The sequence below is a fragment of the Pseudactinotalea sp. Z1739 genome, from assembly GCF_049725055.1.
Classification (GTDB): Bacteria; Actinomycetota; Actinomycetes; order Actinomycetales; family Beutenbergiaceae; genus CALKWS01.
The window spans coordinates 74,365-86,888 of the sequence record NZ_JBMPQA010000010.1; the positions used below are offsets into that span (position 1 = coordinate 74,365).

Annotated in this window: 13 protein-coding genes; 7 read left to right on the top strand and 6 right to left on the bottom strand. The window is 66.1% G+C overall.

What is annotated here, in order from left to right; genetic code table 11:
* Positions 1-144: 144 nt before the first annotated feature.
* Both ACO0LV_RS13495 and ACO0LV_RS13500 read left to right on the top strand, forming a co-directional pair.
* Entirely contained in the window at positions 145-402 is a 258-nt protein-coding gene (locus ACO0LV_RS13495) for a type II toxin-antitoxin system Phd/YefM family antitoxin (RefSeq protein ID WP_424788434.1), read from the top strand.
* A gap of 2 nt (positions 403-404) precedes the next feature.
* Complete coding sequence (locus ACO0LV_RS13500; RefSeq protein WP_424788435.1) at positions 405-665, top strand: Txe/YoeB family addiction module toxin; 261 nt, start codon at positions 405-407, stop codon at positions 663-665.
* 32 nt (positions 666-697) lie between these two features.
* On the opposite strand, the gene ACO0LV_RS13505 is transcribed toward ACO0LV_RS13500, so the two are convergent.
* Genes ACO0LV_RS13505 through ACO0LV_RS13520 form a run of 4 tightly spaced genes read right to left on the bottom strand, consistent with a single transcriptional unit; the run spans position 698 to position 4,315 of the window.
* Positions 698-958, bottom strand: a complete 261-nt coding sequence (locus tag ACO0LV_RS13505) for a restriction endonuclease (RefSeq protein ID WP_424788436.1) — start codon at positions 956-958, stop codon at positions 698-700.
* Positions 927-1,661 (bottom strand): hypothetical protein, encoded by a 735-nt coding sequence (locus ACO0LV_RS13510; RefSeq protein WP_424788437.1) that lies wholly within the window; start codon positions 1,659-1,661, stop codon positions 927-929. The genes ACO0LV_RS13505 and ACO0LV_RS13510 overlap by 32 nt, the downstream gene beginning before the upstream one ends.
* A 27-nt stretch (positions 1,662-1,688) precedes the next feature.
* Positions 1,689-2,849, bottom strand: coding sequence for a restriction endonuclease subunit S (locus ACO0LV_RS13515; protein ID WP_424788438.1), 1,161 nt, complete (start codon positions 2,847-2,849; stop codon positions 1,689-1,691).
* Positions 2,846-4,315, bottom strand: coding sequence for a type I restriction-modification system subunit M (locus ACO0LV_RS13520; protein ID WP_424788439.1), 1,470 nt, complete (start codon positions 4,313-4,315; stop codon positions 2,846-2,848). The genes ACO0LV_RS13515 and ACO0LV_RS13520 overlap by 4 nt, the downstream gene beginning before the upstream one ends.
* 210 nt (positions 4,316-4,525) lie before the next feature.
* On the opposite strand from ACO0LV_RS13520, the gene ACO0LV_RS13525 reads away from it, so the two are divergent.
* The 5 genes from ACO0LV_RS13525 (at position 4,526) to ACO0LV_RS13545 (ending at position 7,679) form a co-directional block, all read left to right on the top strand.
* Positions 4,526-4,927 (top strand): YciI family protein, encoded by a 402-nt coding sequence (locus ACO0LV_RS13525; protein ID WP_424788440.1) that lies wholly within the window; start codon positions 4,526-4,528, stop codon positions 4,925-4,927.
* A 5-nt stretch (positions 4,928-4,932) separates the two neighbouring features.
* A complete protein-coding gene (locus ACO0LV_RS13530) occupies positions 4,933-5,319 on the top strand; it encodes a YciI family protein (protein WP_424788441.1) in 387 nt (128 codons plus the stop codon).
* Between the two features lie 22 nt (positions 5,320-5,341).
* Positions 5,342-6,577 (top strand): RNA polymerase sigma factor, encoded by a 1,236-nt coding sequence (locus ACO0LV_RS13535; RefSeq protein WP_424788442.1) that lies wholly within the window; start codon positions 5,342-5,344, stop codon positions 6,575-6,577.
* Between the two features lie 95 nt (positions 6,578-6,672).
* The gene (locus ACO0LV_RS13540; protein ID WP_424788443.1) at positions 6,673-7,023 is read left to right on the top strand and encodes an ArsR/SmtB family transcription factor; all 351 of its coding nucleotides are present in this window, start codon (positions 6,673-6,675) and stop codon (positions 7,021-7,023) included.
* Between the two features lie 2 nt (positions 7,024-7,025).
* Positions 7,026-7,679, top strand: coding sequence for an SRPBCC family protein (locus ACO0LV_RS13545; RefSeq protein ID WP_424788444.1), 654 nt, complete (start codon positions 7,026-7,028; stop codon positions 7,677-7,679).
* Positions 7,680-7,773: 94 nt separating this feature from the next.
* Here the strand turns inward: ACO0LV_RS13545 and ACO0LV_RS13550 are convergent, their stop codons facing one another.
* Together ACO0LV_RS13550 and ACO0LV_RS13555 are read right to left on the bottom strand one after the other, a co-directional pair.
* Positions 7,774-8,877, bottom strand: coding sequence for an NYN domain-containing protein (locus ACO0LV_RS13550; protein ID WP_424788445.1), 1,104 nt, complete (start codon positions 8,875-8,877; stop codon positions 7,774-7,776).
* Between the two features lie 58 nt (positions 8,878-8,935).
* Positions 8,936-12,358 (bottom strand): efflux RND transporter permease subunit, encoded by a 3,423-nt coding sequence (locus tag ACO0LV_RS13555; RefSeq protein WP_424788446.1) that lies wholly within the window; start codon positions 12,356-12,358, stop codon positions 8,936-8,938.
* Between the last annotated feature and the right edge of the window lie 166 nt (positions 12,359-12,524).

The following is a 12,524-nucleotide window of genomic DNA, read 5'->3' on the forward strand; positions in this document are numbered from 1 at the left end:
CATGGTCAAGACAACGACGGGAACACAACTGTTTGAGTCAACTCTAGTTTGTTGACGCCGTGCGGGAGTGCGGATTCGTCGCGACGGGGTTTGATCCGCCTCCGGCCAGGGCGTACAATTTCCTGTACAGGAGTTGGAGGTCCGATGCGCACGATGAGTTACAGCGAGTCCCGCCGTCGCTATGCCGAGGTTCTGGACTCGGTCGTGCAGGACCGTGAGGAGATCGTGATCACCAGGGCAGGCCACGAGCCCGTCGTCATCATGTCCCTGGACGACTTCGAGTCACTGCGCGAGACCGCATACCTGATGCGCTCCCCCGCTAATGCTCGACGATTGCTCGATGCGATGGAACGGCTCGAGGCGGGCGAAGGCGAATCGCACGACCTCATCGATGCCGACTGACTATGAGGCTGGTCTGGGACAGTAACGCCTGGGAAGACTATCTCTGGTGGCAGGCACAGGACCGAAGAATCCTCAAACGCATCAACAATCTCATCGAGGACGTCGTCCGCAACGGTAACCAAGGCATCGGCAAGCCCGAGCCTCTCAAGCATGACTTCGATGGGTACTGGTCCCGGCGCATCACCGAGGAGCATCGGTTGGTCTACAAGGTGACCGAGACCGAGGTGCGCATCGCCGCGTGCCGATACCACTACGGCCGCTAGCGCGGGGGCAAGCCCGACCCGCACCTCGGCGGCTACTCGAAGAAGTCCTCGTCGATCTCAACGATCTGGACCGTGCGCTTGGCTTGCACACCGACGCCGTAGTGGATCATGAGAGAGGCCAGGCGTTCGCCATCGACCAGCACGACGCGGGTAGCCACGGACTCGGCGTACTCGCGGGCGCCGCGGCTGAAGCGGGCGGTGGTGATGAATACTCCTTGGCTCGCCTGGTTGCCGTGCAGCGCGCCGAAGCGACGCGTGAGTTCACTGAGCCGAAGGTCCGACCAGGCGCGCAAGCCTCTCTCGAATCTGAGACTGACTTCCTTCTCTCAAATACTTATAGTCTCGACCGAACTCGATACGTGCACTAAGTTGTGCCCGTAGCCTCCTGACAGGGGGTTCTGGCACCACCATGGTGAGTTTCCCTGATCGAACCTTCTTCCATTCACTCATTACGCCTGACATCTCAAAATCCGGAAACTGTTCTAACCGTCGCCTTATGACCTTGGTCGGATGAGTGCGTTCGACATCACCGCGAGCCGAAGGCGGTTCGGCTACGGTCCGGTACGCCACTCCAGAAGAATTTTCAAACTCAATCCATAATTGATGCACTACCGTCGCATTGCATCCATCGAAAACCATGTCGACACCATGGAAGTCGAGTGAATCGCGGATACCCAGCACTGGCCTGCGCACTTCGCCGGCATCAAGAGCCCGTATTACGAACTCACCAAACGGATATGACTCCACCATATAAACGTAGACGTTGTAGGCAGGCTCATCCCCAGCATTGCTAATGTGGACGTTCGTTCTAAATTCACCGTCCTCGTCCAACTCCTCGGTCTGGAAATTGATATGCGGTTTCCTGGCGTCGAGTATTGGGAACTGTTTGCGCGCCCACTTCAGAATAGTCCGTCGAAACAAGAAGAGAAGTAGTGCGAATGCTCCGTTGGCAACGAGTCCGGCTGTCAAACCACCCATGAAAGCCTGGTCAATCATCCGATTGCTCCATCTAAGGTGATCATTTCAGAGTCCTCTCGAGAAGGCGCGCGATTGCAGGGCGGAAAAGAGTTCGTCGTCCGCAGCCAAACCGCACTCGACGGCGGTGCGCTGGCTCTTGATATTGGCAACCCGTGCCGCGAACTCATCTTGAGATCGTCGTGCGACATCCGGAATCGGGACCGATTCCAGAACTGTGGTCTCCAGTCTTTTGGTGCCGTGGGCTGCGGTAGCGACTCGCGCCAGAATCCACTGGGTCCGCGCGCGAAGTGCGCTGGCAAGGAAGTCAACCTGTGTGTCACTTTGCGGCAAGAGTGCCTTGAGGTCCTGATTGATCGTCGCGGGTACGCGGATGACGGAAACAGGGGTTGAGTGGGCGAGGATCATTCCCCGGACCACGAGCGCGATGGTGTTCGCCGGGAGAAGACGAATGCTCGTCTCCTCAGGAACTCGCCCAGCAATGTGGTCCTGTGAATCCCAGAGATCGGTCGCCTTCAGATCTTTGGCGCTGAACCACGGGAGGTCACCGGCCCACAGTTCCGGCTTCTTCTTCGATGGAGTCCCGCCGCTGTAAAGCCGGCAGAGGTCACCAAGTCGAACAGTTGCGGTGGTCGACCCGAACATGGCGTGGAAGATGGACTGGGTGAGGTCGTCGAGGTGGGCGAGGGACTGGCGGCGCTTGGTGCGCAAGGCGTCGGCCTGGTCGAGAATCGCGGCGATGCGGCGCTGCTCCTCCAAGGCAGGGAGAGCGAAAGGAAGACCAAGGAGCCGAGTTCGGTCGACAGTGGCCTGATTCACCCACTGCCGAGCCATGAGGGAGAAGACTCCTACCTTGAATCTGTACTGAAGCCAGCGCCATAAGTAGGCAGCGTCGAGCCGTTGCGGGTCCGGTCGCAACCGAAGGAAATGGTTGCTGAAGACAGCCGGCTCGTCGAGCGCGGGAACCAGAATCGACTTACCGACGCCGTCCGGACTATTGGTGGCGTTGAACATGACGTCGCGCTCACGCACGAGGAACTGGTCCAACTTCTTATGTGCGTCGCGAGGCACCCTGCGACGCTTATCGAGAACGAGTGCGCTCTCCTTCGACACGTTGTGCATACGGAACTGAAAGATCCCATCCTGATCTTCCTTCCCGCACGCGAAACCCGACTGTGCCTCCACAACTAGGTCACCGAGCGTCGTCATTCCAGCATCGCTTTCAACTCGGCGCGACCCTGGGCGATCTCTGCGTCCAACTCCTCGATATCAGCGATGATCTCCAATGGATCCCGGTGCTCGACGTCGTCGTAGACGATCTCCTTGTACCGGTTGATCGACAGGTCATAGCCCTGCTCGGCGATCTCCGCCTTGGGGACCACGAAGGAACTGTCGGTGCGCGCTCGGTCGCGTTCCGTCGTCGTGCGCTGTTGCCACCGGGTGAGCACATCGGGCAGGTCGTTGGCTTCGATGGGGTTGCGCTTGTCATCCAGGGAGAAACCATCGGCGGTCACGTCGTAGAACCACACGTCGTCGGTGCCGCCGGAGTCGGTCTTGGTGAAGCACAGGATCGCGGTGGACACTCCGGCGTAGGGCTTGAACACCCCGGAGGGCAGTTTCACCACGGCGTCCAGTTTCTGCTCCTCCACGAGTGTCCGGCGCAGATCCTTGTGCGCGTTCGATGACCCGAACAGCACGCCGTCGGGCACGATCACGGCGGCGCGGCCGCCGGGCTTGAGTAGCCGCAGGAACAGGGCGAGAAACAGCAACTCGGTCTTCTTGGTCTTCACCACGCGCAGGAGGTCCTTCGACGTCGACTCGTAGTCCAGCGACCCGGCGAACGGCGGATTGGCCAGGACCAGGGAGTACTGCTGGGCGTCAGCGGCGGCGCCCTCGGACAGCGAGTCGCGATAGCGGATGTCCGGGGACTCGATCCCGTGCAGGAGCATGTTCATCGAGCCGATTCGCAACATGGTGGAGTCGAAGTCGTAGCCGTGGAACATGCTGCGGTGGAAGTGCTCGCGCTGCTTGGCGTTGGTCAGCGCGCTCGGGTGATGTTCGCGGATGTGTTCCGAAGCGCTGACCAAGAAGCCGGCGGTGCCGCAGGCGGGGTCGCAGATCTCATCCTCAGGGGTCGGCGCCATCATCGCGACCATCAGGTTGATGATGTGCCGCGGCGTGCGGAACTGGCCGTTGGTGCCGGCGCTGGCGATCTTGGAGAGCAAATACTCGTACAGGTCCCCGTTGGTGTCCCGGTCCTCCATCGGGATGTCACCGAGCATGTCCACCACGCGGCTGAGCAGCGCCGGGGTGGGGATGGTGAACCGGGCGTCCTTCATGTGCACCGAGTAGGTGGAGTCATCGCCGCCGACCTGCTGGCCCAGGCCGCGCAAGTACGGGAACACCTCATCGGAGACCAGTGCGTGCAGCTCGGCCGGGTCGAGGTTGGCGAACCTGCTCCAGCGCAGGTGGTGCTGGTCGGGCAAGAACACCGGGTCCTCGATCTCACCGGTGATGCGGGCCTTCTTTTCCGTGATGGTCTGCAGGTCATCCAGCCGGCGCAGGAACAGCAGGTAGGTGATCTGCTCGATCACCTCCAACGGGTTGGAGATGCCGCCGGACCAGAAAGCGTCCCAGACGCGATCGACCTTGCTCTTCAGTTCACCTGTGATCACACGCTCCACTGTAGTTCGCAGGTCAGACAGCGGGGCGCGGGTCAGCCTGCCAACTCCGTGCACCTGGGAGTCGATCTCCGTCCCTCAGGCACCGGCACGAACGGCACCGAGGTGAGCACCTCCGGGAAACTGTCGTATGGAGCCAACCCCGTTCGTGGAATGTATGCGGGACGCCACCGGCGGCCCCGTGCAACGAAACTGAGGTCATCCATGACCAGCAGAGAGGAGAGGATCATGCCGGAGTACCTGATCGCGTTCAACGACGAGTGGGTGCCCGACCACACGCCACAAGAGGTGCAGCAGAAGAGCGAGGCCAGCATGGTGGTGGTCGAGGAGATGAGGAACGAGGGTGTCTTCGTCTTCGGGAACGGGGGGATCGATGCCTCCTCCGTGGTCTGCAGCGTCGAAGCCAAGGAGGGAGAGCCTGTCTTCACCGACGGACCCTACGTGGAGACCAAGGAGCATCTCGGCGGCTTCTGCGTCGTGCGCGTGCCCGATGACGCCGCTGCGCGGTACTGGGCCGGCCGCCTCGCGGTCGCGCTCGACTGGCCCCAGGAAGTGCACCGCTTCCCGGGTCGACCACCACAGGCCGCCGACCTCGATAGGGACTGATCACCATGCCCAGGTATCTCCTGTCCGTCTACGGACCCGCCGAACCCACCGACTACGGCCCCTACCCCTCCAAGGAGGCGATGCTGGCGTCCTTCGCCGACACCGGCGCCTTCAATGACAAGCTCCAGCGCGAAGGCTACTTCGTCTTCGCCGACGGTCTGGAGCCCGCCACGACCGCCACGACCGTGGACGGTCAGGGCGAGAGCCCGGTGATCCTGGACGGGCCCTATCTGGAGACCAAGGAGTACATCGGCGGCTTCTGGGTGATCGAGGCCCCCGACCTGGACGTGGCCCTGAAACTCGCCGCCGAGGCGTCGAAGGCATGCCGCGGCAAGGTGGAGGTGCGCCCCTTCCAGACCGCGGAGTCCGTGCAGAGGCTGCTGCACTCGTAAGGCTCCTGCAATAGTGAGCAAGATGCGCCTCGAGGAAGCGATGACCCGCATCCACAAACAGGAGTGGGCGCGGGTCGTCGCCAGCCTTGCGCGCCGGTTCGGTGACCTCGATATCGCGGAGGACGCCGCTGCCGAGGCGTTCGTCACGGCGGTGCAGCGGTGGCCGCGCGACGGGGTGCCCGCTCATCCCGGCGGATGGCTCACCACGACCGCGAACCGCAAGGCGATCGATCGGATCCGGCGCGAGTCCCTGCGCGAGACCAAGCACCAGGCGGCCCGGATGCTGCACGATGACACACCCGCCGAGCCGACCGGTCCGATCGAGGACGACCGGCTCCGACTGATCTTCACCTGCTGCCACCCGGCGCTGGCGATGGAAGCCCGGGTTGCCCTGACCCTGCGCCTGCTCGGCGGGTTGACCGTCGCCGAGATCGCCCGGGCATTCCTGGTGCAGGAGACCACGATGGCCCAACGAATCACCCGCGCGAAGAGAAAGATCAAGGCCGCTCACATCCCTTACCGGGTGCCCTCCTCCGAGGACATCCGCGAGCGGCTCGCCGGGGTGCTCACGGTGGTCTATCTGATCTTCAACGAGGGCTATCTCGCCGGCGAGGGTGTTGAGCCGCTCCGCACCGATCTCATCGATGAGGCGATCGTGCTGGGCCGGCTGCTGCTCGACCTCCTACCCGAGGACGGCGAAGTGGCCGGCCTCCTTGCCCTGATGCTCCTCACCGACGCTCGCCGGCCCGCGCGTGTCTCGCGCACCGGAGAGTTGGTGACGCTCGAGGAGCAGGACCGCAGCGCGTGGGACCAATCCCTCCTCGACGAGGGCCACGCACTGGTCCGCGGCCGACTCGCCGCAGTGGCCGGCGGCGATGAGCAACCCGGGCGCTACCAACTGCTGGCGGCGATCAACGCTGTGCACACCTACCACCTCTCGGCGCGGGACACCGACTGGTCCCAGATCCTCACCCTCTACGACCGTCTGGTGCTGGTGGACCCCTCCCCGATCGTGCGGCTGAACCGGGCGGTCGCAGTCGCCGAGGTGGACGGCCCCGATGTCGCACTGGCCGAGATCGACCGGTTGGCCGGTCCTCTTGACGGTTACCACGCGTTGCATGCCGCACGCGCCGATCTGCTACGTCGGCTCGGCCGCGGTGGCGATGCGCTCGGTGCCTATGACCGGGCCATCGAACTGACCGGAAATCCCGCCGAGCGGACCTACCTCACCCGCCGGCGCGACCAACTCGCGACCTGAGGCGAACCCCTCGGCCGGCACGGCGAGGGCGAAGCCCGCACCTCCACCTCAATTCACCATTGCCTTATATAAGTCAGGACTGATAGTGTCGTTCCATGCACGCGCTCGACGTCCTCGGTGACCCGGTTCGACGCCGCTTGCTGGAGTTGCTCGCCGACGGTGAGCAACCAGCCGGTGAACTCGCCACCCGGATCGGTGCGGAGTTCGGCATCAGCCAACCGGCGGTGTCCCAGCACCTGCGGGTGCTGCGCACGCACGGCTTCACCACGGTGCGCCCCGACGGCTCCCGGCGGCTGTACGCCGTCGACCCCGAGCCGTTGCGGCAGGCCGATGACTGGCTCGCACCGTTCCGCGCGTTCTGGGCGCCCCGCCTGGCTGCCCTCGAGACCGAGATCGCGCGCGGCAAGCGCGAGCGACGCCACCACCCCAGTAACGAGAAGGAGTGACCATGACCGAGAACGTCACCACCATCAGCGCCGGACAGGCCGACCAGGTCACGCGTGGCCTGACCGTGACCGAACACGGCGACACCGCGACGGTCGTGGCCACGATCAGCCAGGCCTACGCCACCACCGTGGAGGACCTCTGGAACGCCTGCACCTCCACCGAGCGGCTCCCCCGGTGGTTCGGGCCCGTCTCCGGCGACCTCGAACTCGGCGGTAGATACCGGATCGAAGGAAACGCCGATGGCACGATCGAGGCGTGCGAGCCTCCGTCGCGTGTCAAGGTCACCTGGGAGTTCGCCGGGAACATCTCCTGGGTCACCCTCCGCATCACCGAGGACGACGACGGCGCCCGCCTCACCCTTGAGCACGAGACGACCGAGGACTTCCCGAGCGACTTCTGGACCACCTACGGGCCGGGCGCGACCGGGGTGGGCTGGGACCTGGCCTTCCTGGGACTGGCCCTGCACATCGCCACCGGGGCCTCGAAGCCGCCGGAGGGCTCGGAGTGGGAGCGCAGCGACGCAGCGCGCGAGTTCATCGCGGATAGCAGCCGCCGCTGGGCCGAGGCCTCGATCGCCGCGGGCACGCCCGAGGACGCCGCCCGCGCCGCCGAACGGAGGACGACCGCCTTCTACACCGGCCAGGAGGTCGAGTAGCGTCGCGCGGACTCGGGCGATCGCACCGCCGGTGCCGACAAGGCCGGCGGGTCAGAAGGCCGGCGGGTCAGGCCGCACCGGTGGTGCGTGATGCTCAGGGCGCCGGCGTGAGGAGGTAGTCCTCCGCGTCCGCGTCCCAGCGCAGGTCCACGAAGCCGCCGGCATTGGCGGCGCGCACGAACTGCAGGAAGTTGCGGTACCCGAGGGTCTTCTCGGAGAAGCCGGGGCGCTGCTTGCGCATTCGGTCCTTGAATCCGGACAACGGCACCGCCTCACCGGCACCACCGACCAGGTCGGCGACCGCGGCGAACGCCAGTTCACGTTCGCCGCGCTCGGGCAGGGACACCTCCGGGTCCCCGGCCGCGGGGCCGGAACTGATCTCCACCACGCCACGCTCGGCCAGGTGGCGCAGGCACTCTCCGAAGGAACGGAACCCGTAGTCGGACTCGCTGAAGGTGGGATCCTTGCGCAGCAGGGTGCGTTTGAGCACCGAGGCGGTCACCGCCCCGGAGGACGAACTCAGGTCCGCCAGGGTCTGGGCCACCAGCACCGCCAATGACGGCGAGCGCTCCTCCGCGTTCGCCTGCTCGGTACCGGTGGCATCGTCGTCGGCCTGCTCGGTCGGGTCCGGGCGCTCGGGCTGCTCCGGCTGCTCGGCCGCGGCCTCCGGGGGCTTGGGCGCCCCGGCGCGGCGACGCCGCCCGGAGCGTTCGGAACCGCTGGGTAGGTCCACGCCCTCCAGGCGGTCGTAGAAGAGGAACTCATCGCAGGCCGAGGGCAGGAGTTTCGAGGTGGAGTTGGCCACCCCGATCCCGATCACCTGCTTGTTCATCTCGCGCAGTTTGTGCACCAGCGGGGAGAAGTCGCTGTCGCCGGTGCAGAGCACGAAGGTGGAGATGTAGTCGCGCTCGAAGGCCATCTCGACCGCGTCGACCACCATCTTGATGTCCGCGGCGTTCTTGCGTGAGGCCCCCTGGTGCTGGGGCATCTCGATCAGTTCCACGTGTTCGCTGGCCAGGTCGTGCCGGTCGGAGGCGAAGAACGACCAGTCCGCATACGCCCGTCGCACCACCACGCGCCCGCGAGCGGCGAGGGCATCGGCGATCGAGCGGAACTGGAACGTGGTGCCCAGGTCACGCACCCCCAGCGCGAGGTTCTCGTAGTCCAGGAACACGGCCAGACGCTCATCAGATTCCATGCCGCCACCCTAGCCCTGGGGCCTGTGCGGCGCTGACCGGGACAGCGCCGCGCACTCCTCAGCGTTTGCGGGCCCGTCGCCAGCGGCGCCGGGGCTTGGACTTCTTCGCCGTGGCACCGCTCTGCTCGGTGTCGGTGGCCGGGTCCGCCGCCACGGCCGACGGTGTTGCCGCCCCCGTCGTAGCACCGGCACCATGTCGCACCTGGGGCGGCTCGTCGAAGGCGTCCACGTCGGTGAACTCCACGCCACGTCGCTGCTTCCGCGCCTCGACGAGCCGGTAGAGGACTGGCACCAGCACCAGGGTGAGGATCGTGGAGGTGAACAACCCACCGATCACCACCAGCGCCAGGGGCCGGGAGATGAAGGCTCCCCCACCGGTGATTCCCAGCGCCATCGGGACCAGGGCACCCATCGTGGCGAAGGCCGTCATCAGGATCGGGCGCAGTCGGTGCCGGGCGCCGTCCTCGATCGCCTCGGCCAGTCCCATCCCGGCTCGGCGGTACTGGTTGATCAGGTCGATCAGCACGATGGCGTTGGTGACCACCACACCCACCAGCATCAAGGCACCCACCAAGCCGGCCACGCCCAGCGGGGTGCCGGTGATCAGCAGCAGCCCGATCGAGCCCGTGGCCGCGAACGGCACCGAGATCATCAGGATCAGCGGCTGCACCAGGGACCGGAAGGTGCCCACCATCACCAGGTAGACGATCGCCAGGGACAGCAGCAGGGCCAGGCCCAGGTTGGCGAAGGCCTCGTCCTGGTCGGCCATCACGCCCCCGACCTGAACGCTCGCGCCGTCAGGCAGGTCGAGGTCGTCCAGGGCTTCCTGGAGTGCCGCACCCTGGGCGCCCAGGTCGGTGGCGGTGGAGGACGCGGTGATCGTGGCGGACTGGATACCTCCACTACGGGTGACCGAGGTGGGCAGGTCGACTTCCTCGACCTCGGCGATATCTGCCAGCAACACCGGGTCGGGTTCACCGACCTGCGCCGGATCGGGCTGGTCGAGGTCGGTCGGGTCGGGCCCTTCGGGAAGGTCGCCGGGGGCCATGCCCTCGGGTGCGTCCGTCGGTGCATCGCCGGGCATCTGCCCCGGGACATCCCCTGGTGCCGGGGAACCGGCGGGTTCGGCGGGTTCGGCGGGCACCGTACCCACCGGCAGTTCTTCCAGCTCGTTCATCGACAGCGGAGCCTCGCCGATCTGCATGACCACGTCGATCTCACCGGTGTCGGTGACGATCTGGCCCAGCGGGATGCCGTTCAGGGCGGCCGCGACCGACTGCCCCACCTGAGCCTCGCTCAGGCCCACCTCGGCGGCCGCTTCGCGGTCCACGCTCACCGTCACCGTCGCCAGGTCCTCGGCCAGGTTGCTGGCCACGTCGGTGGTGTCGGGCACCTCGGCGACGGCGTCGCGCACCTGCTGTGCGGCATCGGCCAGATCCTCGGAATCGGCGGCGGTGACCACCACTTCCACGCCACCGGCCAGTGCCGCCTGTCCCGGGCTCACGGTCAGTTCCCCCGCATCGGAGCCCAGGTCCGCCAACTCCTCGCGCAGCCGCTGTTCCACCTGCGCCGCATCGGCTTCCAGGTCCAGGCTCACCATGAACGTCGCGTCCTGTCCCGCGCCGACGAACGCCATCACGCCCTCGGCCTCACCGCCGGTCACCTGATAGGTCTGGACCTCCTCGATGTCCTCCAGGATCGCCTCGACCTGGGCAGCCGCCTCATCGCGGGCCCGCAGCGAGGTGCCGCTGGGCAGCGTCTGGGCGATGCTGACGGTGTTGTCCCCGGAATCCCCGATGAACTCGGTCTCCATCTGCGGCACCAGCGCGACGGTCCCGCCGAGCAGGCCGGCGGCGATCAGCAGAGTGATCACCGGGTGGGCCAGGGCCGGGCGCAACGTCGCCAGATAACCACGCTGCAGCGGGCCCCGGCGCTCCTGGGCCCGCTCGTCCACCCTCACGTGCCCGCGCTGCCCGGTACCGGCCGTGGGTTCGGCTGCGGACGGGGCACCCTTGGCAACCGGTAGGAACCACCACGCGAGCACCGGCACGATCGTCAACGCGACCAACAGCGAGACGAGCAACGCGGCGGCAGCGGTGAAGGCGAACGGGCGGAAGAGTTCGCCCACCAACCCCCCGACCAGACCGATCGGCACGAACACCGCTGCGGTGGCCACGGTGGCCGAGGTGATCGCACCGCCCACCTCCCGCACGCCCGTCAGCACCGCCTGGTGCTTGGGACCGCCGTAGGACAGGTGCCGTTCGATATTCTCGATCACCACGATGGAGTCATCGACCACCCGGCCGATGGAGACCGTCAACGCCGCCAGGGTGAGCAGATTCAGGGTGTACCCCACCACGTTCACACCGATGATCGTGATCAGCAGGGACAGCGGGATGGACAGCGCCGTCACCCCGGTGGGCCGCCAGGCGCGCATGAAGATGAGGATGACGATCACGGCGAAGATCAGACCGAGCATGCCCTCGACCGCCAGATCCTCCACGGACTGGGTGATGAACGGGGCTTGGTCGATGATGACCGAGATCTCCGCGCCGTCGCCCAGGAACTGCTCCAACTCCGGCAGCAGGTCGGCGACCTGGTCGGAGATCTCTACCGTGTTCCCCTCCGGGGTGGCCGTGACCGCCAGTCCGAAGGAGGTCTGGCCGTTGGTGCGGGCGAAGGAGGTGGCCTCCTCCTGTTCCACCGACACCTCGGCCACCTCATCCAGGCGCAGCACCTCGCCCTCGGCATTGCGCAGGGGTAGGGCGGCCACGTCGTCGACACCCTCGAGTGCCTCACCCACCTGAACGTTGAGCGCGCGCGGATCATCGCGCAGGGTGCCCGCCGGGATCACCATGCCGTGGGAGTCTAGGGTGCTGACGATCACGTCCGGGGACAGTCCGGCCATAGCCAGAGCGCCCGCGTCCACATCGATGGTGACCACCTCATCGACGGCACCGCTCAGGGCCACATCCCGCACGCCGTCGAGCGCCTCCAGATCCGGCACCACCACGTCACGCAGCGTCTGCACCGTCTGCTCCGGATCCTCGGGCGCGGTCACCGCCAGTTGCACCACCGGCAGATCGTCGAAACTACCCACCATCACCTGCGGGTCGGCCGCCTCGGGCAATGACATCCGGGACAACGCCATCTGCATCTGCTGCTGTGCCGTACCGGCCTCGGTGCCGTACGCCAGTTCCAGCACCACCGTGGACACGTTCGCGTTCGACGTCGCCGTGGTGGATTCCAGGCCCTCCACAGCCGTGGCCGCCTGGCTGATCGGCACGCTGACCTGGTCATCGACCACATCCGGGGAGGCTCCCGGGTACGGGGTGATCACCACCACGATGGGCAACTCGAAATCCGGGATGAGTTCTTGTTTCAACGTCGCCGCCGACCAGAGGCCCCCGAGGACGGCGATGATCGCGGCCAGGGCCACCAGGGCACGGTTGCGAAGGCTGAAGCGAGCGAGAGCGATCACGGCGTGGTGTCTCCGGTGCAGGTACGGGCGCAGAGGTGCGGCCTCGCGCGGGAGGAGGGACTCGGGCGGGCCGCGCCTGGTGGCGTTGCCGTAGCCACCTCAGATTACCTGCGTACCCGGTCGGCCGGCATCGGCGCCAGCGCGCCTGGAACAACGGTGTACCTCG

Excerpts from the sequence above, each read along its gene's own strand:
- ACO0LV_RS13495 (WP_424788434.1), top strand. The coding sequence starts at position 145 with ATGCGCACGATGAGTTACAGCGAGTCCCGCCGTCGCTATGCCGAGGTT.
- ACO0LV_RS13500 (WP_424788435.1), top strand. The coding sequence starts at position 405 with ATGAGGCTGGTCTGGGACAGTAACGCCTGGGAAGACTATCTCTGGTGG.
- ACO0LV_RS13510 (WP_424788437.1), bottom strand. The coding sequence starts at position 1,661 with ATGATTGACCAGGCTTTCATGGGTGGTTTGACAGCCGGACTCGTTGCC.
- ACO0LV_RS13515 (WP_424788438.1), bottom strand. The coding sequence starts at position 2,849 with ATGACGACGCTCGGTGACCTAGTTGTGGAGGCACAGTCGGGTTTCGCG.
- ACO0LV_RS13525 (WP_424788440.1), top strand. The coding sequence starts at position 4,526 with ATGACCAGCAGAGAGGAGAGGATCATGCCGGAGTACCTGATCGCGTTC.
- ACO0LV_RS13530 (WP_424788441.1), top strand. The coding sequence starts at position 4,933 with ATGCCCAGGTATCTCCTGTCCGTCTACGGACCCGCCGAACCCACCGAC.
- ACO0LV_RS13535 (WP_424788442.1), top strand. The coding sequence starts at position 5,342 with ATGCGCCTCGAGGAAGCGATGACCCGCATCCACAAACAGGAGTGGGCG.
- ACO0LV_RS13540 (WP_424788443.1), top strand. The coding sequence starts at position 6,673 with ATGCACGCGCTCGACGTCCTCGGTGACCCGGTTCGACGCCGCTTGCTG.
- ACO0LV_RS13545 (WP_424788444.1), top strand. The coding sequence starts at position 7,026 with ATGACCGAGAACGTCACCACCATCAGCGCCGGACAGGCCGACCAGGTC.
- ACO0LV_RS13550 (WP_424788445.1), bottom strand. The coding sequence starts at position 8,877 with ATGGAATCTGATGAGCGTCTGGCCGTGTTCCTGGACTACGAGAACCTC.